The 20,521-nt window shown below is 67.9% G+C and carries 20 protein-coding genes; 11 read left to right on the forward strand and 9 right to left on the reverse strand.

Features of this window, described 5'->3' with window-relative positions:
* The first annotated feature begins 4 nt into the window (after positions 1-4).
* Genes glgX through treY form a run of 4 tightly spaced genes read left to right on the forward strand, consistent with a single transcriptional unit; the run spans position 5 to position 8,716 of the window.
* Positions 5-2,116, forward strand: coding sequence for a glycogen debranching protein GlgX (glgX, locus tag MHZ91_RS08765; RefSeq protein WP_175121582.1), 2,112 nt, complete (start codon positions 5-7; stop codon positions 2,114-2,116).
* The gene (gene treZ / locus MHZ91_RS08770; RefSeq protein ID WP_239213337.1) at positions 2,113-3,900 is read left to right on the forward strand and encodes a malto-oligosyltrehalose trehalohydrolase; all 1,788 of its coding nucleotides are present in this window, start codon (positions 2,113-2,115) and stop codon (positions 3,898-3,900) included. Before glgX ends, treZ begins: the two co-directional genes overlap by 4 nt.
* Positions 3,897-6,092, forward strand: a complete 2,196-nt coding sequence (gene malQ / locus MHZ91_RS08775; RefSeq protein ID WP_239213339.1) for a 4-alpha-glucanotransferase — start codon at positions 3,897-3,899, stop codon at positions 6,090-6,092. Before treZ ends, malQ begins: the two co-directional genes overlap by 4 nt.
* Positions 6,089-8,716, forward strand: coding sequence for a malto-oligosyltrehalose synthase (gene treY, locus MHZ91_RS08780; RefSeq protein WP_239213341.1), 2,628 nt, complete (start codon positions 6,089-6,091; stop codon positions 8,714-8,716). The genes malQ and treY overlap by 4 nt, the downstream gene beginning before the upstream one ends.
* A gap of 127 nt (positions 8,717-8,843) precedes the next feature.
* On the opposite strand, the gene MHZ91_RS08785 is transcribed toward treY, so the two are convergent.
* Together MHZ91_RS08785 and MHZ91_RS08790 are read right to left on the reverse strand one after the other, a co-directional pair.
* Positions 8,844-9,020: a hypothetical protein gene (locus tag MHZ91_RS08785; RefSeq protein ID WP_175136540.1), complete on the reverse strand. Its 177-nt coding sequence runs from the start codon at positions 9,018-9,020 to the stop codon at positions 8,844-8,846.
* Positions 9,021-9,183: 163 nt separating this feature from the next.
* Positions 9,184-10,095 carry an EAL domain-containing protein gene (locus MHZ91_RS08790; RefSeq protein ID WP_218343773.1) on the reverse strand — a complete coding sequence of 304 codons (912 nt, stop codon included), beginning with the start codon at positions 10,093-10,095 and terminating at the stop codon, positions 9,184-9,186.
* A gap of 299 nt (positions 10,096-10,394) precedes the next feature.
* On the opposite strand from MHZ91_RS08790, the gene MHZ91_RS08795 reads away from it, so the two are divergent.
* Positions 10,395-12,518, forward strand: coding sequence for an FUSC family protein (locus MHZ91_RS08795; protein WP_239213343.1), 2,124 nt, complete (start codon positions 10,395-10,397; stop codon positions 12,516-12,518).
* A gap of 141 nt (positions 12,519-12,659) precedes the next feature.
* The gene (locus tag MHZ91_RS08800; RefSeq protein WP_239213345.1) at positions 12,660-13,496 is read left to right on the forward strand and encodes a universal stress protein; all 837 of its coding nucleotides are present in this window, start codon (positions 12,660-12,662) and stop codon (positions 13,494-13,496) included.
* Positions 13,497-13,610: 114 nt separating this feature from the next.
* Here the strand turns inward: MHZ91_RS08800 and MHZ91_RS08805 are convergent, their stop codons facing one another.
* The 3 genes from MHZ91_RS08805 to MHZ91_RS08815 all read right to left on the reverse strand — a co-directional run bounded on the left by MHZ91_RS08805 (position 13,611) and on the right by MHZ91_RS08815 (position 15,111).
* The gene (locus tag MHZ91_RS08805; protein ID WP_239213347.1) at positions 13,611-14,567 is read right to left on the reverse strand and encodes a 2-hydroxyacid dehydrogenase; all 957 of its coding nucleotides are present in this window, start codon (positions 14,565-14,567) and stop codon (positions 13,611-13,613) included.
* A 180-nt stretch (positions 14,568-14,747) separates the two neighbouring features.
* Complete coding sequence (locus tag MHZ91_RS08810; RefSeq protein ID WP_076520934.1) at positions 14,748-14,900, reverse strand: DUF3309 family protein; 153 nt, start codon at positions 14,898-14,900, stop codon at positions 14,748-14,750.
* A gap of 46 nt (positions 14,901-14,946) precedes the next feature.
* The gene (locus tag MHZ91_RS08815) at positions 14,947-15,111 is read right to left on the reverse strand and encodes a hypothetical protein (RefSeq protein WP_167427925.1); all 165 of its coding nucleotides are present in this window, start codon (positions 15,109-15,111) and stop codon (positions 14,947-14,949) included.
* Positions 15,112-15,294: 183 nt separating this feature from the next.
* Here MHZ91_RS08815 and MHZ91_RS08820 point away from each other — a divergent pair, with 183 nt between their 5' ends.
* Complete coding sequence (locus MHZ91_RS08820) at positions 15,295-16,347, forward strand: DNA topoisomerase IB (RefSeq protein ID WP_239213348.1); 1,053 nt, start codon at positions 15,295-15,297, stop codon at positions 16,345-16,347.
* Here MHZ91_RS08820 and MHZ91_RS08825 read toward each other — a convergent pair whose 3' ends face one another.
* Positions 16,348-16,599, reverse strand: a complete 252-nt coding sequence (locus MHZ91_RS08825; protein WP_056561187.1) for a hypothetical protein — start codon at positions 16,597-16,599, stop codon at positions 16,348-16,350. It abuts the gene before it with no gap.
* Between the two features lie 147 nt (positions 16,600-16,746).
* On the opposite strand from MHZ91_RS08825, the gene MHZ91_RS08830 reads away from it, so the two are divergent.
* From MHZ91_RS08830 to MHZ91_RS08840, 3 genes are all read left to right on the forward strand, one after another.
* On the forward strand, positions 16,747-17,076 hold the full coding sequence (locus MHZ91_RS08830) for a four-helix bundle copper-binding protein (protein ID WP_239213350.1): 330 nt from the start codon (positions 16,747-16,749) through the stop codon (positions 17,074-17,076).
* Between the two features lie 95 nt (positions 17,077-17,171).
* The gene (locus MHZ91_RS08835; protein WP_224776797.1) at positions 17,172-17,492 is read left to right on the forward strand and encodes a YqjD family protein; all 321 of its coding nucleotides are present in this window, start codon (positions 17,172-17,174) and stop codon (positions 17,490-17,492) included.
* Between the two features lie 82 nt (positions 17,493-17,574).
* Positions 17,575-18,465, forward strand: a complete 891-nt coding sequence (locus MHZ91_RS08840; RefSeq protein WP_239213352.1) for an SDR family oxidoreductase — start codon at positions 17,575-17,577, stop codon at positions 18,463-18,465.
* Between the two features lie 76 nt (positions 18,466-18,541).
* On the opposite strand, the gene MHZ91_RS08845 is transcribed toward MHZ91_RS08840, so the two are convergent.
* Together MHZ91_RS08845 and MHZ91_RS08850 are read right to left on the reverse strand one after the other, a co-directional pair.
* Entirely contained in the window at positions 18,542-19,093 is a 552-nt protein-coding gene (locus MHZ91_RS08845) for a DUF4142 domain-containing protein (protein ID WP_239213354.1), read from the reverse strand.
* A 100-nt stretch (positions 19,094-19,193) separates the two neighbouring features.
* Entirely contained in the window at positions 19,194-19,784 is a 591-nt protein-coding gene (locus tag MHZ91_RS08850; protein WP_175121594.1) for a hypothetical protein, read from the reverse strand.
* Between the two features lie 168 nt (positions 19,785-19,952).
* Here MHZ91_RS08850 and MHZ91_RS08855 point away from each other — a divergent pair, with 168 nt between their 5' ends.
* Entirely contained in the window at positions 19,953-20,219 is a 267-nt protein-coding gene (locus MHZ91_RS08855) for a hypothetical protein (RefSeq protein WP_175136549.1), read from the forward strand.
* Positions 20,220-20,270: 51 nt separating this feature from the next.
* On the opposite strand, the gene MHZ91_RS08860 is transcribed toward MHZ91_RS08855, so the two are convergent.
* Positions 20,271-20,486 carry a hypothetical protein gene (locus MHZ91_RS08860; RefSeq protein WP_175136550.1) on the reverse strand — a complete coding sequence of 72 codons (216 nt, stop codon included), beginning with the start codon at positions 20,484-20,486 and terminating at the stop codon, positions 20,271-20,273.
* Positions 20,487-20,521 lie beyond the last annotated feature (35 nt).

Below are 20,521 nucleotides of genomic sequence, written 5' to 3' on the forward strand. Positions count from 1 at the left end.
ATCCATGGATCCGTCCCAACTGACCCGTATCACCGGCGGCCAGCCGACACCGCTGGGCGCCACCAGCGACGGCCTCGGCGTGAACTTCGCCGTGTTCTCCGCGCACGCCACCCGCATCGAGCTGTGCATCTTCGACCCCAAGGGCCGCAAGGAATTGCGGCGCTTCGACCTGCCCGAATGCACGGACGAAATCTGGCATGGCTACCTGCCGGATGCGCAGCCCGGCCTGCTGTATGGCTACCGGGCCCACGGCCCGTACGATCCGCAGAACGGGCACCGCTTCAATCCCCACAAGCTGCTGCTGGACCCGTACGCGCGCCAGTTGAGCGGGCCGCTGCACTGGAGCCCCGCCCTGTTCGGCTACCGCATGAATCATTCGCGGGCGGACATGAGCTTTGACCGCCGCGACAGTGCGCCCGCCATGCCCAAGGCCATCGTGGCCGATGAAGTCCCGTTCAACTGGGGCAACAGCAAGGCGCCGTGCACCTCGTGGAACGACACCACCATCTACGAGGTCCACGTGCGCGGGGCCTCGATGCAGCGCGAAGACCTGCGCCAGCCGCTGCGCGGCACCTGCGCCGCCCTGGCCGATCCGCATTTCATCGAACACCTGCAACGGCTCGGCGTGACGGCGGTGGAGCTGCTGCCCGTCTATGCCTTCCTGCAGGACCACTTCCTGACCGAGCGCGGCCTGCGCAATTACTGGGGCTACAGCACCCTGTCGTACTTTGCGCCCGAGCCCGGCTACCTGATGCAGCACCCCAACGAGCTGCGGCTCGCCATCCGCCGCCTGCACGCGGCGGGCATCGAGGTCATCCTGGACGTGGTCTACAACCACACCTGCGAAGGCAACGAGATGGGGCCGACCTTGTCCTGGCGCGGCCTGGACAACGCCAGTTATTACCGCCTGATGCCGGGCGAAGAGCGCTACTACATCAACGACACCGGCTGCGGCAACACGGTCAACATGTCGCACCCTCGCGTGCTGCAGATGGTGACCGACTCGCTGCGCTATTGGGCCACGTCCTACGGCGTGGACGGCTTCCGCTTCGACCTGGGCGTGACGCTGGGTCGCGAGGGCAACGGCTACGACCCCGGTTCGGGATTCTTTGACGTCATCCTGCAGGACCCGGTCCTCTCCAAGCTCAAGCTCATTTCCGAGCCGTGGGACATCGGCCCGGATGGCTACCAGCTGGGCAACCATCCGCCCGGGTTCGCGGAGTGGAACGACAAGTTCCGCGACACCACCCGCCGCTTCTGGCGCGGTGACGAGGGCATGCGCGGCGATATGGCGGCCCGGCTGTGCGGGTCGCGCGACATCTTCGATCGCCGCCATCGCCGCCCCTGGTCGACCGTCAACTACGTGGCCTCGCACGACGGCTTCACGCTGGCAGACATCGTCAGCTACGACGGCCGCCATAACGAGGCCAACGGCGAGGACGGCAACGACGGCCATTCCGAGAACTTCAGCCACAACTGGGGCGCCGAAGGGCCCACCGACGATCCGCAGATCCTGGAGACGCGCGGCCGCGTGCAGCGCGCGCTGCTGGGATCGGCCATGCTGTCCGACGGCACGCCGATGCTGCTGGCCGGCGACGAATTCGGCAACAGCCAGGAAGGCAACAACAACGCCTACTGCCAGGACAACCCGATTTCGTGGCTGGACTGGACGCAGGCGCAGAGCGACGCCGGCCGCGCGCTCAGCCGCTATGTCGGCCGCCTGACCGCGCTGCGCCGCGCGCATCCCAGCGTGCGCAGCGCCCGCTACGGCGATGCCGGCCAAGAGATCCTGCCGGGCATCCCCGCGATTTCCTGGTTCGACGCTTCCGGCGCGCAGCTGGACGGTCCGGCCTGGGAAGCGGAGCAGGAACGCGTGATGGGCTTGCGGCGCGCCGCGCAGCGCCCCGAAGGCGGCGCCGACGTGACGCTGTTGCTGATGAACCCTACCCACGAAGCGGTCACCTTCACGCTGCCGGAGCCCGCGATCGCCTGGTCGCTGGAGCTGGATTCGGACAAGCCCGCCGGGCCCGCGCCGTGGGACGAGCCGACCGTGACGGTGGCCCCGCATAGCCTGGTCCTGCTGGCCCAGCGTGCGGAACCCGGAGAAGCGCCATGACGCATTCGTATTCCTATGGCGCGATTCCGCTGGAAAGCGGCGTCACGCGCTTCCGGCTGTGGGCGCCCAGCGCCCCGCCCGGTCTCGCGTTGGAGGTCGAGGGCCATCCGCCCATTCCGATGCGCCCCGGCCCGGACGGCTACGCGCAGGCCGACGTGGACTGCGCGCCGGGCACGCGCTACCACTATCGGCTGGACGAGAACACCGTCATGCCCGATCCCGCCTCCCGCCTTCAGGACGGCGACGTGCATGGCGACAGCATCGTCGTGGAGCCTGGCGCCTACCGCTGGCGCCATCCGGAGTGGACTGGCAGGCCGTGGGAAGAAACGGTCATCTACGAGGTCCACGCGGGTCTGGCCGGCGGCTACGCAGGCCTGATCGCGCGGTTGCCTGAACTGGCGGCCATGGGCATCACCATGCTGGAACTCATGCCCATCGCCGATTTTCCCGGCGAACGGAACTGGGGCTACGACGGCGTGCTGCCGTATGCGCCCGACACCGCATACGGCTCGCCGGACGACCTGAAACAGCTCATCGACGCAGCGCATGGCCACGGCATGGGCGTGATGCTGGACGTGGTCTACAACCACTTCGGGCCGGACGGCAATTATCTGTCCGGCTACGCCGCGCCCTTCTTCCGAACCGACATCGACACGCCGTGGGGCGCCGCCATCGACTTCCGCCAGGAAGCCGTCAGCACGTACTTCAAGGAGAACGCGCTGTACTGGCTGACCGAATACCGCTTCGACGGCCTGCGTCTGGACGCCGTCCACGCCATCGCCGGACACGAGTGGCTGCACGAGCTGGCCCGCTTCGTGCGCGATGGCGTATCGGCCGAGCGCAACGTGCATCTGGTCGTTGAAAACGACGACAACCGCGCCAGCCTGCTGCGCGGCGACTTCGAGGCGCAATGGAACGACGATGCGCACCATGTGCTGCACCATCTGCTGACCGGCGAATCGCGCGGCTATTACGCCGACTACGCCGAGGCGCCCGCGCAGGCGCTGGCCCGCTGCCTGGCCGAGGGCTGGGTGTACCAAGGCCAGCCGTCGCCCTATCGCGGCGGCCAGCCACGGGGCGAGCGCAGCGCGGACCTGTCGCCCACCGCCTTCGTGCTGTTCCTGCAAAACCATGACCAGACCGGTAACCGCGCACGCGGCGAACGGCTGACCGCCCTGGTCGACAACACCCAGCGGCTGCGGGCGGCCGTAGCGCTGCAACTGCTGGCGCCGCAAATCCCCTTGATCTTCATGGGCGAGGAACGGGGATCGCGCGCGCCGTTCCTGTACTTCACGAGCCATACCGACGCGGAACTGGCGCAGGCCGTGCGAGACGGCCGACAGCGCGAGTTCTCGGCCTTTCCGGAGTTTGCGGGCGACTCGCCCACCGCGCAGCTGCCCGACCCGAACGACGAATCCACCTACCACGCCAGTTCGCCCTGGCAGGACGAGCCGGATTCGGCCGAGTGGATGCGCGACTATTCCGCGCTACTGCAACTGCGGGCGCGGTCGATTGCGCCACGCCTGGCGGGTGCGGTCAGCCTGGGGGCCGCGGCGGTGGGCGATCGCAGCGTGTTCGCGCGTTGGGAACTGGCCGACGGCGCCCGCCTGACGGTCTACACCAACCTGGGTCCCATGCCTCAGACCGTCCCGGAATCGCTCATGCCCGGCCCGGATGTGTTCACGACGTTGCTCTTCGAATCACCCGCCGGCGGGCGCGACCGCCTCTCACAAGGCGAGCTGTGCCCGGACTGCACAGTGTGGCTGCTGGAGGAGCCAGCATGAAGCGCGCCAAGGCCGAGCCGGACGGCTTATCCGCATTGGCCCATGACGCCGGCATCGCGGAACACTGGTCGGATGCTCGGCAGCGGCCGCAACAGGTGTCGCCCGATACGTTGCGTGCGCTGCTGGCCGCCATGGACCTGCCGGCCGCCACGGCGCGCGACATCGAGGACAGCCGCCGCCGGCTGGCGGAGCAGGCCGCGGACGCCCTGCCGCCCATGGTGGTGACGCGCTGCAACGCCCGCACCGCATTGCCCAAGACGGCGCGCGGTCCGTATCGCATCCTGTGCGAGTCTGGCCGCATCCTGGACGGCCACCTACAGGCGGGCGCGGACGGCGTGCCCTGCCTGGTTGCGCCTGACGAGCCCGGCTACCACCGGCTGCTGCTGACATCCGCCGAGGCGACGCTGGCGGTTGCCCCGCAAAAGGCGCCCAGCCTGGCCGACCTGACCGGCGCGGCCAGCCCGCGCTGCTGGGGTCTGGCCGCGCAGGTCTACAGCCTGCGCCAGGATGCCCATGCCGCCGTGCCGCGCACGCACGGCTTCGGCGATTTCGGCGCGCTGCGCGAACTGGCGGTGGCCGCCGCGGAGCAAGGCGCCGACATGCTGGCCATCAGCCCCGTCCACGCGATGTATACGGCACAACCCGAGCGCTCCAGCCCGTATTCGCCGTCCAACCGCCTCTTCCTGAACGTGCTGTACGCGGCGCCCGCCTCGGTGCTCGGGCAGGACGCGATGATGCGCGCGCTGTCCGGTGTGGAACCGGCCGAACTCACCGCGTTGGATGGGCTGGATCTCATCGATTGGCCGGCAGCCGCAGCGATCCGGTTGCGGGTGCTGCGCGCGCTGCATGCGGAGTTTGGGCGCAGCGGCGCCGTCAGCCAGCGGGCGCGCTACGCGCAGTTCTGCGAAGACCGCGGCCAGGCGCTGCGCGATCACGCGACCTTCGAAGCACTGCATGCCGCGCAGCGCGCGCCGGACGGCACCATCCCGCCGTGGCAGAAATGGCCGGCCGCCTTGCGCGATCCGGCCTCTTCACAGGTCAGGCGTTTTGCGCAGGACCATCCGCTTGAAGTGGATTTTCATCAGTTCGCGCAGTGGCTCGCAGCAGAAAACCTGGCCGCGGCACACGCGGCCGGCCGCGAGGCCGGCATGCGTCTCGGCCTGCTCGCCGACCTGGCAGTGGGCGCCAGTCCGGACGGCAGCCACGCATGGAGCCGGCAGCCCGACCTGATGCGCGGCATGTCGGTCGGCGCGCCCCCTGACATCTACAACCCGCTTGGACAGGGCTGGGGCCTGACCGCGTTTTCGCCGCGCGCGCTGCACGCGAACGGCTACGCCGCATTCATCGAGATGCTGCGCGCAGTGCTGGCCCACACGGGCGGCGTGCGCATCGATCACATCCTGGGCATGGCGCGGCTGTGGCTGGTGCCGGAAGGCGCGTCGCCCGCCGACGGCGCCTATCTGCGCTACCCGCTGGACGAGATACTGGCGCTGATTGCGCTGGAGGCGTGGCGCCACCGCGCCTGCGCCATCGGCGAGAACCTGGGCACGGTGCCAGAAGGGTTCGACGACCGGTTGAAGGACAACGGCGTGCTTGGCATGAACGTGCTCTGGTTCATGCGCCAGGCGCCGCAAGCGCAGCCGGAAGCGGGGGCCGAAGTTGCGAAGGCGCCGCGCTCCCATGCTGCGGGTGCAGAAGACGTAGGCCCAGACGAAGTGGACGCCGAATCGCCTGCCGGATTCACGCCGCCCGCCGAATGGCCCGAGAACGCCGCCGCCATGACCACCACCCACGACCTGCCGACTCTGCTCGGCTGGTGGGAAGCGCGCGACATCGACTGGCGCGTCAAACTCGATCTGCTGGGCGCCGACGACGACGAGGCCAGCCTGCGCGCCGCCCGCGCGCAGGACCGGGAGATGCTCTGCCGCGCCCTGGACCTCGATGTCGAAGCACCGCCCGACGAGGCGCCGGTCCCAGAGCTGTTGCGCTTCGTGTCGTCCAGCCCCTGCCCGCTGCTGCTGGTGCCGATGGAAGACATCGCCGGCGTGCTGGATCAGCCGAACCTGCCCGGCACCATCGATACCCATCCCAACTGGCGCCAGCGTTTGCCCTTGAGCATCCGCGCGACCTTTGCAGACCCCGCCGCGCAAACCCGCCTGGATGCCGCGCGCGCCGGAAGGAGACAATCTTGAGCACACCGCTAGCCACCGCCCGCCTGCAACTGCATGCAGGATTCACGCTCGATGACGCGTGCGCGCAGGTGGACTATTACGCAGACCTGGGCGTCAGCCATCTGTATCTGTCGCCCATCACGCGCGCGCGCGAGGGCTCCACCCACGGCTACGACGTCATCGACCATGCCGTCGTCAGTCCGGAACTGGGCGGCGAGCCCGCCCTGCTCCGCCTGGCCAGCGCCGCCCGCGCACGCGGCCTGGGCCTGATCGCGGACATCGTGCCCAACCACATGGCGGCGAATCCCGCGAACGCGTGGTGGCGCGACGTGCTGGCCAATGGACCGGCAAGCGCGTTCTCGGGCTACTTCGATATCGAATGGAACCCGCCCGCGCCGGCACTGCGCAACAAGGTGCTGCTGCCGGTGCTGGGCGACCCGTACGGCGCGGCGCTGGAGCACGGCGCCATCACGCCGCAATGGGACACCGGCGCGTCCGCCCCCGAGCTGGACGTGCATGGACAGCGCTTCCCGCTGACGCCATCGTCGGTGCCGCGTGGCGCGGAGCGCCAGGCCTGGCTGCGCGAGCACGACCCGGCTCAGGCCGGCGGGCGTCAGCGCCTGCATGAACTGCTGGAACGCCAGCACTACCGTCTTGCGTGGTGGCGCACGGCGCCGGACCAGATCAACTGGCGGCGCTTCTTTGAGATCAGCGAACTGGTCGGCGTGCGCGTCGAGGACGAAGCCGTGTTCGACGCCGTGCACGCGCTGGTCCTGCGGCTATACGCGCAAGGTGTGCTCGACGGCCTGCGCATCGACCATATCGATGGACTGGCGTCGCCGGGCGGGTATCTGCGCCGGCTGTCGGCGCGGCTTGAACAGGCCAACGCCAACCGCCCCGCGGCGCTGCGCCAGGAGCAGCCCTACCTTGTGATCGAAAAGATCCTGGCGCATGACGAGGCGCTGGACCCGCGCTGGCTGACGGACGGCACCACCGGCTACGACTTCATGGATCAGGTGAGCGCGGTGCTGCACGACCCGCAGGCCGAAGCGCCGCTGCGGGAGTTCTGGCAAACGCTGACCGGCGATGAGCGCGACCCCGCTGAACAGTTGCGCGCAGCGCGGGTGCGCATGCTTGCCCGCCATTTCCCGGCGGAAAGGCAGGCGCTGGTGCGCTGCCTGGAACAGATCGCCGCCCGCGACCTGCGCACGCGCGACTGGACCGCCACGGCGATCGACCGCGCGCTGAGCGCCCTGCTGGCCGCCTTCCCCGTCTACCGCACCTATGCGGAGGACGAGGGCCGCAATCCGGCGGACGCGCAGCAGCGCGAGATCGCGGTCCAGGGCGCGGCGACGGCGATGGCGGCCCGCGAAGGCTCCGCCGACACGACGCTGCTGGCGCAGCTTGCGCAGTGGTTGAACGGCGAAACGGATCACCCCACCGCCCTGCGCCGCTTCCAGCAATTGACGCCGCCGCTGGCCGCCAAGGCGCTGGAAGACACCCTCTTCTACCGATACGGCCCGCTGCTGTCGCGCAACGAGGTTGGCGCGTCGCCGGCCTGCTTCAGCCTGTCTGCCGAGAGCTTCTTCGCCGCCAGCGTCGCCCGCGCGCGGACGCATCCCCGCGCCATGCTGGCCACCGCCACGCACGACCACAAGCGCGGCGAAGATACGCGGATGCGGCTCGCCGTCCTGACCGAAATGCCCGAACGCTGGCAGGAAGCGGCGCGCGGCTGGATAGACGCATTGCCCGGGGGCATCAGCCGCGCAGACCGCTACATGCTCATCCAGACGCTGATCGGCGCCTGGCCCTGCGAATGGCGTGCGGACCCGGCCGACTGGGCGCCCGACGCCCTGCAGCAATGGCTGGACCGGATCGGCCAATGGCAGGAAAAGGCCCTGCGCGAGGCCAAGCTGCACACGAGCTGGACCGATCAGGATCCCACCTACGAAGCCGCCGCGAAAGAATGCCTCGCATGGCTGGGCGGTGATCCCGAAGGCCGCCGCGTGCTGGCCAGCATTGCCGCCTTTGCGCTCGACATTGCGCCAGCCGGGATGGTCAACAGTTTCACGCAGACGCTGCTGCGCAATACGTTGCCGGGCGTGCCGGATCTTTATCAGGGCACGGATCTGTGGGATTTCAGTCTTGTCGACCCCGACAATCGCCGACCGGTCGATTACGCCCTGCGCGCCAAGCTGCTCGCGGATGGTTCGCACGACGTAGCGATGGACCTGTCCGAATCGGCCTGGCGCACGGGTGCGGTCAAGCAGGCGTTGATCCACCGGCTGCTGATGGCTCGCCAGCGAGCACCCGAGCCTTTTGCGGGCGGCAGCTTCCAGGCTGTTTCGGCGCAGGGCCCGCAAGCCGGTCACGTGCTGGCTTATGTGCGCCAGCACGGCGGCCAGACCGCCCTCATCGTCGGCGCGCGGACGTGCGCGCTGCAGTTGGCCGGATACGCGCGGGGCGATGCCGCCGGGGCGCGAGGATTCTGGGGCGACACGGCGCTGCGCCTGCCCGACTGCATCCCCGGCCTGTCACTGCACGACGCCCTGACAGGACGCCGTGTGCGCGCTGGCGCCGACGGGCTGCTGCCGATGATGGAGCTGCTTCGCGACGGGCCAGCCGTACTCTGCCTGTCTGCCTAGGGCGGCGGTCAACAGCTTCCAAATGCAATTCGGCCCCGGACGCGTCACGGAGGGGGACGCGGCCGGGGCCGTCAAGTACTACGCAAACAGCCGCGCGCTGGTCACACGGCTTGCGTAGCCAACGCCTTTAGCGCTGATTCTTGTTTTGCTGACCGGAAGTCTGACCTTGCTGATTACGGTCTTTTTCCATTTGCTGGCCAGCTTGACCGGGCTGCTGACCCGGCTGGTTGCGGTCCCGGGGATTTTCCTGGGACTGTTGCTTTTGCGGTTGCTTCTGCTGGTCGGGTTGGTTCTGGTTGGCCATTACACGTCTCCTGAATAGAAGCGGAGATATTCCGCACTTATCCTTGAGCAACCGCCGTGCCCAACCCGGTGCGCTGGCGGGAAGCGGGGATGGCGGTTTCCGGGGACGGAGGCAGCGGGCGGAATTCCCGCGCCGATCGGTAAAAACTACCCTTGCACAGGCGCTACAGCAAGGTGGAGTGCACAACCGGGCGGCCCGGTTCCGCTTCCTGGCTGGGACCGTCGAACGCATCCAGCCAAGACGACGCATAGGCGGCGGGCGCCGCCAGCGGCTCGCCGCCGTCCCGCTGCGTGCGCAGGCGCAGAATCAATTCGTCCAGCGGCATGGGACGGCCCAATGAGAACCCCTGCCCATAGCGGCATCCGGCCGCACGCAGAGCGGGTATGTCGGCCACGTTCTCCACGCCTTCCGCGACCACGCGCCAGCCCAGGCGGGTCGCCAGTTCCGCAGCCGTGCGCAGAACCTCGAAGGCAACGGCGCTGCGCCGCATGCGCGTGACGAAATACTGGTCGATCTTCACTTCGGACAGGGGAAGCGCGGACAGCAGTTTCAGTGACGCATGGCCGGTGCCGAAGTCGTCCAGACTGACCTCGCAGCCCGCCTCTTCCAGTCGTAGCAGCGACGCGCGCAGCACATCCAGGTCGTGGATGGGCTGGTCTTCGGTCAGTTCGACGCGCACCAGCGACGGGGGCAGTTCCGCGGCGCGTACGCGGTCAAGCAGGAAATCCACGCAGCGCAGTTCGGACAGTGTCGTGGCGGGCGCGTTGATCGCCAGCGGCACGGCCACGCCGACGCGGCGCAGCGTCTGCAGCGCGTCGATGACCCGCACGCACACGCGTTCAAACAGCGTGCCGTCCAGCCCCAGCCGGTTCACCGCGGGGATGAAGTCGGCAGGCATGACGATGCCCAACTGCGGGTGCTGCCAGCGCACCAGCGCTTCGGCAGAAACGATGCGACCTGTCAGCAGGTCGACTTGCGGCTGCAACAGCACGCGCAGCCCGTCGCGTCCGGTGACCATGGCGGTAATTTCCGCATCGCTGACCACGGGTTGTTGGCAAGACTCGGTATTGATCATCGGCTTGCTCCAGATGCGTCCCGACAGGTTGCCTGCGCTGTCCGGGCGCAGATCGGGACACGATATTGACGCATTCTGCGCTCTCCACGCCATAAAGTCACACACATGTAACCAACGGTGTTAAGGTGCGCAAATTCATGTTTGGCGCGGGTTTCCGGGCGGCTCGGGTGCCGCTTCGTCCGGCCGTTGTGCCGCAGGTCTCCGCCGCGTGGTGCAATCTCCCGCCCTTGTCTTGTCGACATGGTAGGGTTGCCATCTTTCCGGCCGCCCAGCCAATTTTTCCGCTGCATTTCATCCGCGTGACTAGTCTGCTTACCCGTTGGCGCGCCTCCCTGCGCAATGTGCTGTGGCTCGATGCCCTGCAAGCCGCCGCCATCAGCGCGGCCCCCGTTATCCTTGCCGTGCTGGTGCACGAACCGCGCCTGGGCTGGACCGCCATCGCCGCGTTCTGGGCCTGCTTCGGCGACCCCGGCGGTCCGCTGCGCAAGCGCGCCGGGTCAATGCTGGCGCTGGGCCTGATCGGCGCCCTGTACTGCCTGCTGGCCAGCGCCAGCGCCTCACATGTCTGGTTGCTGTTGCCGCTGACATTTGTGTGCTGCACCTTCGGCGGACTGCTGCGCGTGCTGGGCCCCGCCGCCGCCATCGTGGGCACGCTGCTGTCGGCCGGCTTCGTCGTGGCCGCCGAGCTGCCGGCCCCGACGCTGACCGAAAGCCTCTGGTACACGTTGTTCTTCCTGGCGGGCGCGGTGTGGGCAATTTTGATGACGGCGCTTGTCTGGCGCCGCCGGCCCTGGAAGGACGCCACCCATGCGGTCGCCCACTGCTACCGGGGTCTCGCGGACTTTTCCGATGCGCTGGCCCGCATGTATTCCGGCCTTGCGCCGGCCGCGGGGCCGCAGGCCTGGAGCGCCGTCGTCCGCCCGCAGCGCAGCGCCCAACGCGCCGCGCTGGAAGCCGCCCGCGTCCGGATCCGCGAAGTGCTGGACGCCCGCCCGTCGCGCCGGGCCCGCGCGCATCAATTGCTTTACCTGCTGGACAGCGCCGAGGACAGCTTCATTGCGCTGGTCGCCGCCGCCGACCTGCTGGAGTCCAATGCCCCGCGCTGGCTGGGCCGCAGCGCCGGGGCGCACCTGTCGCACGCGCTGCATCGTTACGCCAGCGTCTGCAACGCGATCGCGAGCACGTCCGACGTCAGCGACGCCAAGCAGGCCGAGTGCCTGCGCGAGCGCCTGGCTCACTACAACGCCGGACTGCGCGACCTGCGCGGCGGGGCCATGGCTTATGCGCCGGACCTGGCCTCGGTGGTGCCAGTGCTGGACCGCCTGCTGCACAACGCCCAGGCGGTCACGCAGTCGCTGTTCGATCTGGGCGCGACCCCCGCCGCACCCGCGCACCGCGCCAGCGGTGGCACCGGCGCCCGGCAGGCCTGGCGCACGCTGCGCCAGAACCTGCGGTTTGAATCCGATGCCTTCCGCCATGCGCTGCGGGTCGGCGTGGGCGCCACCATTGCCGTGGCGCTGTCCAAGACCTTTGCCGTCAACCACGGCTATTGGATGTCGCTGACGCTGATCTTCATCCTGCAGCCCTACTTTGCGACGACCTGGCAGCGCACTGTCGAGCGGGTGATAGGCAGCGTGGCCGGCGCCATCAGCGCCTCGTTGCTGGGCCTGTTGCTCACGACGCCGCTGTCCGTGGCGCTGGCGGTCCTGCCTATCGCGCTGGGCACGTTTGCCGCGCGCACCGTCCACTACGCGCTGTACACCTTCTTCCTGACGTCGCAGTTCGTGCTGGTCAGCCACATCCAGCAGCCCGAGATCTATGAGCCGACGCTGGCCGCGCTGCGCGCTTTCAATAGCGTGCTGGGCGGCATCCTGGCGCTCTTGGTCGGCTTTCTGGTCTGGCCCGAGAAAGAGCCGCGGCAGTTGGCCGGCGCCCTGGCGCGCGCGTTGCAGCGGCATGCCGATTACGCCCTGGCGCTGGCCCAGGAAAAAAGCGGCGACGCCGCTTCCCGCGACATCGTCGGCCTGCGTCGGCTCGCCTGCCTGTCTGCCGACAACGCCGAGGCGTCGCTCCAGCGGCTGCAGCAGAATCCGGTGCATCGCGACCGTAACGTGGACACCGCCGTGAACCTGCTCAACGCCATGCGCCGCATCACGGCGGCGGGCACCGTGCTGGAAATCCAGCCAGCGCTGCCGCCAGCATCGCCGGCGGCGGCCGCACTGCGGGACTACGGCGCGGTGCTGGCGCACGTGCTGCATCCGGGAGGCTCCGGCCTCGTCCCCGAGGCCCGCGGGATGGCGGTGCCCGCTGTCATCGCCGACGCCGAACCGGCGCTGGCCGCGCCGCTCGACCGCATCGCACAGCAGGCGCGTCAGATCCGCCAACTGCGCGACCGCGTGCAGCGCGATCCGGCGCCGCAATAGCCGCATGCAATAGCCGCTTGCAATGGCGGCTTGCATTGAGCCGGCGGGGCGAAACTCCAACCGGCTTGATGCGCATCAATGGAGCGCCCTGGTTAAACGGCAACCATACGGTCATGGCTTGTTCAACCAAGGAGGCCCACCATGTACCGCCGCATTTCCGTCCACCTGGACCACGGGTTTGACTGCAAGCGCCGCACCGCGCTGGCGCTGGAACTGGCCAAGCGCCACAAGGCCGAACTGGTGGGGGTCTACGCCAGCTCCGCGCCGCCGCAGTACTACTACGGCGAATCCGTCATGATGTCGCGCACGCTCAACATCATGAAGAACCTGCAGACCCAGAACCGGGGCGAGGTGCAGAACGCCTTTCTGGAATCCGCGGCCATCGCAGACGTACCGGCCGTCGTCCGCGCCGGTGAATCCTCGCCCAGCGCCACCGTCGCCCTGCACGGCCGGGCCAGCGACCTCATCATCGTCAGCCAGCAAAACCGCGACGATGTCGAGGCCGCCCACGAAAACGAATTCGTCGAACAAACCCTGCTGACCGCCGGGCGTCCCGTCCTGGTGGTGCCGTCCAGCGGCGAATTCCCGGTTGTCGGCGACCGCGTCCTGCTCTGCTGGGACGGCAGCCGCGAAGCCGCCCGCGCATTGGCCGATGCCACCCCGCTGCTGCAAGGCGCCTCGCATGTGGTCGTGCTGACCATGGACGAAGGCGCGGCCACCCGCAACGTCGAATCCATCCCCTTCGAAGATCTGGTCACCTACTTCGTGGCGCACGGCATTTCCGCGCCGGACCACGTGCGCCGCGACATCAAGGGCGTTGGCGTCGGCAGCACCATCCTGAACGCCGCCGCCGATTACAGCGCCGACCTGATCGTCATGGGCGCGTACGGCCACAGCAAATTCCGTGAATGGGCGATGGGCGGCGCCACCGCCTCCATCCTGAAGAGCATGACGGTGCCGATCATGTTCTCGCACTGATGGCGTAGCCCGCACAAACGCCGACGCCGCGTCCACAAAGGGCGCGGCGTCGGCGTATTCAATATCGGCGCATCCGCCGGCGCCATACTCGCGCCGGCAATCGGCCGCGCGGCATTACGCAGCCACGAGGTTCGCGTCCCGCACCGGCGTCAGCACGGGCTTGCCGGCAAAATGCGCCGTGGCGTTTTCCAGGAACAGCGCCACGGTCGCCGCCACCGCTTCCGGCGAACGCCCTGCGCTGTGCGGCGTCAACACCACGTTGTCCAGCTGTCTGAGCGCATCGGGAATGGTCGGCTCGCCGTCCACCACGTCCAGTCCGGCGCCGGCAATGCGCTTCTCGGCCAGCGCGGCAATCAACGCATCCGTGTCGACCACGCTGCCGCGCGCGATGTTGATCAGATAACCGTCCGGACCTAACGCCTCCAGCACGCCGGCGTCCACCAGATGATGCGTGCCGGCGCCGCCGGGCGTGGCCACCACCAGAAAATCAGACTCGGCCGCCAGCGCGCGCGGATTGTCGAAATACGTGTAGCCGGACTCAGGACGGGCGCGGCGGTTGTAATACCCCACGCTCATGCCAAAGCCGTTCGCGCCGCGCCGGGCGATTTCCAGGCCGATCGTGCCCAGGCCCAGAATGCCCAGCCGTTTGCCGCTGACCTGCGGGCCCATGAACCCGCTCCAGTGTCCCTGCCGGACCCAGGCGTCAGCCTGCGGCAGCCGGCGCGCGGCGCCCAGCAGCAACGCCATCGCGTGGTCGGCCACGGATACAGCGTTGGCGCCGGGACCATTCGTGACCTCGATGCCACGCGCGTGCGCCGCAGCAAGGTCGATATTTTCATAGCCGACACCCAGCGAGCACACGATGCTCAATTGGGGCAGCGCCGCCATTTCATCGGCGCGCAGGCCGGTGGCGCCGCGCGTCAGGACGGCACGAATCCCGGCGCCGTGGTCCTGGATGGCCTGGGCGCGGGTCTGGTCGGTGGTGGCGAGGAGCGGGCGAAAGCCCTGGGATTCGATGACGGGAAGATAGTCCTGAACGCTGTCGATCAGGATCAATAAGGGGATGCTCATGTCGGGCTGCGGGTCTATGTGGGTTGCTGCTGAAACCCGCAGATCTTACGCCCGACGCGGCGAGCGCGCCAGGACTGGCGCCCGGATGGCCCGCCGATGCGGCGTGTGCCGCCGCAGTCCATCCTGAGGCGGCCCGCCAGACGCGCGCACGCGCCCGGCGGCCGTCAGCGCGTCAAGGCGCTATATGCGTCCCATCAGCAGCAACACAATGAGCACGATCACGACGATGCCAAGCAGGCCGCTGGGGTAATAGCCCCAGCTACGGCTATGGGGCCACGCAGGCACGGCGCCGATAAGCAGCAGGATCAGGATGATCAGCAGGATGGTCGACATAATGACTCCTTGGTCTTATTGATTCGAGTTGTGTAAGAGCGACGCCTCAAGCGTCTTTCGGCGGCACGATTTCCTTGACCGGCGGGGACAGCGGCGGCAGATCCACGTCCGGCTCATCGGTATCCGGGTCCACGGGCAGGTCGCCCGGCGGCGAGCCGGGCGGAATCGGGTCCGGCTTCGGCGGCACATGTAGTTGCAGGACGGTTTGCATTGCACTCTCCTCTGAAGATTCTCTCGCGGGCGGCGCTGCCGGTCCGGCGGGCGGTTCCGGCAGCACGATTGCCGACAACGCCTTCAGCAAGCGCCGTGCCCAAACCCGCGCGCCGCCCGGCGCGGGGCGTTCGGGAACGCGGCATGCTGGGTCGAGGCGCTACCGCGCGCACCCGGAGATTGAATGAGCACCCGCACGCAAAAGGACCCGGATCCCCTGCCCGTCGAAGAGGCGGCGCTGACCTATGTGGACGACACGGAACCCGGCTACACTCGCGTGCGGGTCAATGGCCATACGTTCCACTACCTGGACGAGAAAGGCGCCCGTATCACCAACGAATCGGAAATCCAGCGCATCAACGCGCTGGCGATTCCGCCGGCCTACGAAAACGTGTGGATCTGTCCGTTGAAGGATGGGCACCTGCAAGCCACGGCGCGCGACGCGCGTGGCCGCAAGCAGTACCGCTACCACCCGGATTGGACGGCGGTGCGCGATGCCACGAAGTACAAGAATCTCCTGTCCTTCGGCCATGCCCTGCCGCGCATCCGGCGCCAGGTCGAGCGCGACATGAAGATACCGGGCCTGACGCAGGACAAGGTGATTGCCGTACTGGTGCGCCTGCTGGAGATCACGCTGATCCGCATTGGCGGACGCGAATACGCGCGGGCAAACAAATCCTACGGCCTCACGACGCTGACGCGCCGCCACACCACCGTGGCCGGCAGCCGCTTCCGGTTCCGGTTCCAGGGCAAGAGCGGCGTGGCGCACGACGTCACAGTCACGGATCGGCGAGTCGCCCGCATCATCAAGCAATGCCTCGACATCCCAGGCCAGCAGCTATTTCAATATCTGGATGCGGACGGCGACAAACGTCCGGTGGATTCGGGCGCGGTCAACGCCTACCTGCGCCACGCGGGCGGCGGGGAATACACCGCGAAACACTATCGCACGTGGGCGGGGTCGGTCATGGCCTATGCCGCGCTGCAGGCGAGTCCCTTCGAGGACGAGCGCCAAGCCAAACAGGAGGCCGTGGACGTCATCAAACAGGTGTCCAAGCGTCTAGCCAATACGCCGGCCGTCTGCCGCGCGTGTTATGTGCATCCGGCGATCATGGAAGCCTACCTGACCGGCACGCTGCCGGCCCGCAAGGCCGCCCCGGCGGGCCCTCGCGGGCTCAGCGCCGACGAGCGGCGCCTGCTCGCTTTCCTTCATGAACAGCAGGCGGCCGATGCGTAATCAGAAAATCGACGAGCGCGCGTTTTTGGCACGGGGCTGCGGCGCGGAACCGTCGGCCCAGTTCGACTCGGTCTTGTTGTCGACCACTTCACGCTTGTCGCGCGCGGCCTCGTCGGGCGTATCGGCATCGGGTTTGTCCGGTAGATTCGGCACGTCGACGGGACCGCTCGGCGGCAGTATCTTAGCGTTGTCCTGCGCGGATTTGTCGGCGCGCGCCGACGGGGTGGATTTGGGTGCGGACGAAGGTTTCATGGTGGTCTCCAGCCAGTGCGAACCTTCATCCTACGGCCCCTCGCCCGCTGGACAAACTGTCAAGACCTTCAAATTGCAAGCGGATGTGCCGCCGGGCGCCCTGCCTTTGTGTGGCTGCGCGGCGTCGGCCGTTCACAAGGAGATGCAATGCGAGACCCAAACTTCGAGCAATGTGTGCAAGCCTGCTACGAATGCGCGGTGGCGTGCGACCAGTGCGCCGCCAGCTGCCTGCGGCAGAATCCGGCGCAGCTCAGGGCCTGCATCGCCTTGTGCGTCGACTGCGCGGCAGTCTGCCGGCTCTGCGCGGCCATGCTGGCGCGCGATGGTGAATTTGCGCAAGCGCTGTGCACGTTGTGCGCGCTGGTCTGCGATGCCTGCGCGCGCGAGTGTTCTACGCACGAATCCGAAAAGTGTCAGATCTGCGCGGGCGCCTGCATTGCCTGCACGCTGGCATGCCGAGACATGGTCGAGGCGTAAGCCTCGCCCCGCCACGCGGCCGTCCGGGCCGGCCGCGACGGCGCATTTTCCGCCCGACAGTCAAGGAGCTTTCGATGGCCACGACGAATACCCCTATGCCTTCCGACTTCCCCGAGAACGGCCCCGACAATCGTGGCGCCTACAGGCGCTCGCGGCATCCGGAAAGCTGGATCGACGAGTTGGAAGCCACACTCAGCGACAGCTCGGCAACTGACCTTGAGGCCTTGAAGGCGCGCCTGGGCGACCAGCTTCAGGCCACGCGTCAAAGCCTGCGCGACGCGTCCGACAACGCGCATGACCTGATGCGCGAAACCCTGGATTGCACCGAGGAATACATTCACGCGCGCCCCTGGCAGGCAGTCGGGCTGGCGGCGGGTGCGGCGTTTCTGCTCGGCATCATCGTCGGCCGTCAGTAGCCGGTCGGCACGGTCGCCGGGAACGGCGTTTGCTTGCCTCCCGGGCGCAAGGCGCATCCCGCGCCGCCCAATGGGAGAAAACATGAGCACACCCAAGAACGCCCAGACCGGCGACCGCCCGCACCCCACGCCGCCCATGCCGGGCCAGCACCTGGACGAACAGCCAGGCGTTGAAGCCGACATGGTGCTCAAACCGCAGTACCGGGCGCCCGGCTACAAAGGCAGCGGCAAGCTGCAGGACAAGGTCGCCATCATCACCGGCGGCGACTCCGGCATTGGCCGCGCGGTGGCCGTGCTGTTTGCGCGCGAAGGCGCAGACGTCGCGGTGCTGTACCTGAACGAACACGAGGACGCCAAGGAGACCAGCCGCGCGGTCGAGGCCGAAGGCCGTCAGTGCCTGCTTATCCCCGGCGACGTGCAGGATTCAGCCTTCTGCAACGAAGCGGTGGCGCAGGTCGTCAAGCATTTCGGCAAGCTCGACATCCTGGTCAATAACGCCGCCTTCCAGCTGCATACCGACACGCTGCCGGAAATCAGCGACGAGAAATGGGACAAGACGCTGCGCACCAACATCACCGGTTATTTCTATATGGCGCGCGCGGCGCTTGAACACCTGAAGACGGGCGACGCCATCATCAACACAGGATCCGTCACGGGCCTGAACGGCAGCGGCAAGCTGCTGGATTACTCGTCGACCAAGGGCGCGATCCATGCGTTTACGCGATCACTCGCATCCAATCTGGCCGAGCAAGGCATCCGCGTGAATGCGGTGGCGCCGGGCCCCGTGTGGACGCCCCTGAATCCGGCCGACCGGAGCGCCGAAGAGATCAAGTCGTTTGGCGAAAAGACGGACCTGAAACGCCCCGCCCAGCCCGAGGAAATCTCGCCGGCCTACGTCTTTCTGGCATCGCCCGAATGCTCGAGCTACATCACGGGCATCGTGCTGCCCATCACCGGCAGCGCGGGCGACTGAGCGGCTGGACATGAGCGAGGGGCCGTACCTTTTGACGGCCGATCCCCCGGACACCTGCCGCGCCGTGCGCCGGACTTCACTTTTCCGGCACAACAGAAGCCGGCGCGGCGCGGGACGCCGGGGACACCGGCGGCGCTTCCCCCTTCGGCGCGGGGTGGATCTTCTCACCAGTGACGGCCGGCTCACGCTGCAGCGCGCGGCTCATCGCATAGTGATCTTTCAGCATCGGCAAGGTGCGGACCGCAAAGTCACGCACCTGCGCGTCTTCTGACGCTTTCGCAGCAGTCTCAAACAGGCGGTTGGCGGTTGCGTGCGCGTCCACGGCGGCCTTCTGGATGTAAAGCTGGTCGAACGACGCGCCGGTCATGCCGCCCAGCTCGTGGAGCGTCGCGCGTTCAGGCTCGGCCGGCTGATCCGGCAGCGCCACGTTTTTCGCCGCGGCCAGCGCCTTCAGTTCTTTGTTCACCGCGGTGTGCTGTTCGAGCATCTTCGCCGCAAAAGCGCGCACCTGCGCATCCTGCGCGCGCTTGCCGGCGAGCTCGGCGGCCTGTACTTCAAACATGCCCGAGCCCGACGCCGCCTGCAGAAAGCGGGCGTCGGACGCGTCCAGTTCGGCGGCGTGGCTCACATGGCCAACGCCCGCCAGGACGACCGCAGCGGCCACAGCCGCCAGCGAGGGGATGGTAAATGGCTTCATTGTTCTGTCTCCGTGAGCGGCCACGCGGCCTTCAGTTCGCGGTGGTCGGCGCTTCGACGCGGCGCGGCGGGTCCAGCGGATCGAAATCCTGCCATTTGCCGTCCTGCCAGCGGCCATTCGCGCGCTCGATGTCCGTGCCGCCTGCCGCGCGCAGAATCTGACGCGCCTGCTGTTCGCGCCCAATATCCACATGCAGCGCCAGCATCACGCCCGCCTGCCGCACCGGCGGATGCGACTTCTCCGGTTCGCCCGGCGCCGTGCGCACGCGTTTCTTGCGGCCGATCACCCACATGGCGCCCGCCAGCGCGCCGATATAAGCGCCCACGCCCGCTGCCGCGATGGTGATGAAGATGGACGCGGCCAATTGCGCGGCAATCACCCCCGCCACCAAGGCGAACACCAGGCCCAGCAGCGACGCGCCGGCCACGGCGCCGAAGTGCCCGCCTTTGGCGTCCGGATCGGCGACGCGGTCACCGCCCAACGGAAAGCGCCCGTGCTCGCCCGCAATGCTGACGTAGAACGTGTGGATGTCGTCCTCGGTATAGCCCTCGGCAAACAGCTTCTGGGCGGCCAGCGTGGCTTCGTCGAAGGTCTGGAACCGTGCAGCGACAATCAAGGACATGACAATCTCCCGGTAGAAAATTCACCCAGCAGGAGCAACTTCCATACCCGCGCGGCGCCGCTTGGTCCTTGTCTGGCAATCGCGGCATGGCGCTTGCTGCAATTCGGCGGCAAATGGCGACGTCCGCGGATGTGTCCTGGACGCGCTTTTCCCAACTTGGAGATCCCCATGCCCCGTATCCCCGACACCGACCTGAACCTTGACGACAGCGGCCGGCCCGACCTGGGCCCAAGCGACTCTTCCGATTCGGCCAGCGACCTGCCGCTGGACCGCCGGCATACCGACAGCGACTCCCAGGCCACCGGCGAACGCGAGAGCGTGGAACCGGACTTCGTGGACGACGACGGTGCAGACGTCGCCACTGATCGCGTCACGGACGCAGACGAAGCCGGCATCTCGCGCGATGCGCCCGATCCGGTCCGCAATGGCGGCTAAGCCCGGCGTCTGCTTCGCGCGGCGCCAGCTGCGCAGCGCGAAGCGCAACGGTCACTTCCCTTCGGGCCGCTTACCGGGATACTGACCGCCCTCTTCGAACTCAGGCCCTCCGCGGTTAGGCTTTTTGTCCGATTCCCGCTTGTAGGGTTCTTCCTTGTCGGTCGGTTTATCCGCGCCGAACTGTCCGCTCTGATTCGACGCTTCCGTTTCGTCCTTAGGGGTGTTGGCCTTGGACTTTCCCGGCTGTTGTTCGTGTTGGGTCGTCATGAATGCTCTCCTTGAAACGCGCCCGTCCGAAGATG

This window comes from Achromobacter sp. ACRQX (assembly GCF_022346505.1).
GTDB lineage: Bacteria > Pseudomonadota > Gammaproteobacteria > Burkholderiales > Burkholderiaceae_B > Achromobacter > Achromobacter animicus.

Excerpts from the sequence above, each read along its gene's own strand:
- glgX (WP_175121582.1), top strand. The coding sequence starts at position 5 with ATGGATCCGTCCCAACTGACCCGTATCACCGGCGGCCAGCCGACACCG.
- treZ (WP_239213337.1), top strand. The coding sequence starts at position 2,113 with ATGACGCATTCGTATTCCTATGGCGCGATTCCGCTGGAAAGCGGCGTC.
- malQ (WP_239213339.1), top strand. The coding sequence starts at position 3,897 with ATGAAGCGCGCCAAGGCCGAGCCGGACGGCTTATCCGCATTGGCCCAT.
- MHZ91_RS08785 (WP_175136540.1), bottom strand. The coding sequence starts at position 9,020 with ATGGCCAACCAGAACCAACCCGACCAGCAGAAGCAACCGCAAAAGCAA.
- MHZ91_RS08790 (WP_218343773.1), bottom strand. The coding sequence starts at position 10,095 with ATGATCAATACCGAGTCTTGCCAACAACCCGTGGTCAGCGATGCGGAA.
- MHZ91_RS08800 (WP_239213345.1), top strand. The coding sequence starts at position 12,660 with ATGTACCGCCGCATTTCCGTCCACCTGGACCACGGGTTTGACTGCAAG.
- MHZ91_RS08805 (WP_239213347.1), bottom strand. The coding sequence starts at position 14,567 with ATGAGCATCCCCTTATTGATCCTGATCGACAGCGTTCAGGACTATCTT.
- MHZ91_RS08810 (WP_076520934.1), bottom strand. The coding sequence starts at position 14,900 with ATGTCGACCATCCTGCTGATCATCCTGATCCTGCTGCTTATCGGCGCC.
- MHZ91_RS08815 (WP_167427925.1), bottom strand. The coding sequence starts at position 15,111 with ATGCAAACCGTCCTGCAACTACATGTGCCGCCGAAGCCGGACCCGATT.
- MHZ91_RS08820 (WP_239213348.1), top strand. The coding sequence starts at position 15,295 with ATGAGCACCCGCACGCAAAAGGACCCGGATCCCCTGCCCGTCGAAGAG.
- MHZ91_RS08825 (WP_056561187.1), bottom strand. The coding sequence starts at position 16,599 with ATGAAACCTTCGTCCGCACCCAAATCCACCCCGTCGGCGCGCGCCGAC.
- MHZ91_RS08830 (WP_239213350.1), top strand. The coding sequence starts at position 16,747 with ATGCGAGACCCAAACTTCGAGCAATGTGTGCAAGCCTGCTACGAATGC.
- MHZ91_RS08835 (WP_224776797.1), top strand. The coding sequence starts at position 17,172 with ATGCCTTCCGACTTCCCCGAGAACGGCCCCGACAATCGTGGCGCCTAC.
- MHZ91_RS08840 (WP_239213352.1), top strand. The coding sequence starts at position 17,575 with ATGAGCACACCCAAGAACGCCCAGACCGGCGACCGCCCGCACCCCACG.
- MHZ91_RS08850 (WP_175121594.1), bottom strand. The coding sequence starts at position 19,784 with ATGTCCTTGATTGTCGCTGCACGGTTCCAGACCTTCGACGAAGCCACG.
- MHZ91_RS08855 (WP_175136549.1), top strand. The coding sequence starts at position 19,953 with ATGCCCCGTATCCCCGACACCGACCTGAACCTTGACGACAGCGGCCGG.
- MHZ91_RS08860 (WP_175136550.1), bottom strand. The coding sequence starts at position 20,486 with ATGACGACCCAACACGAACAACAGCCGGGAAAGTCCAAGGCCAACACC.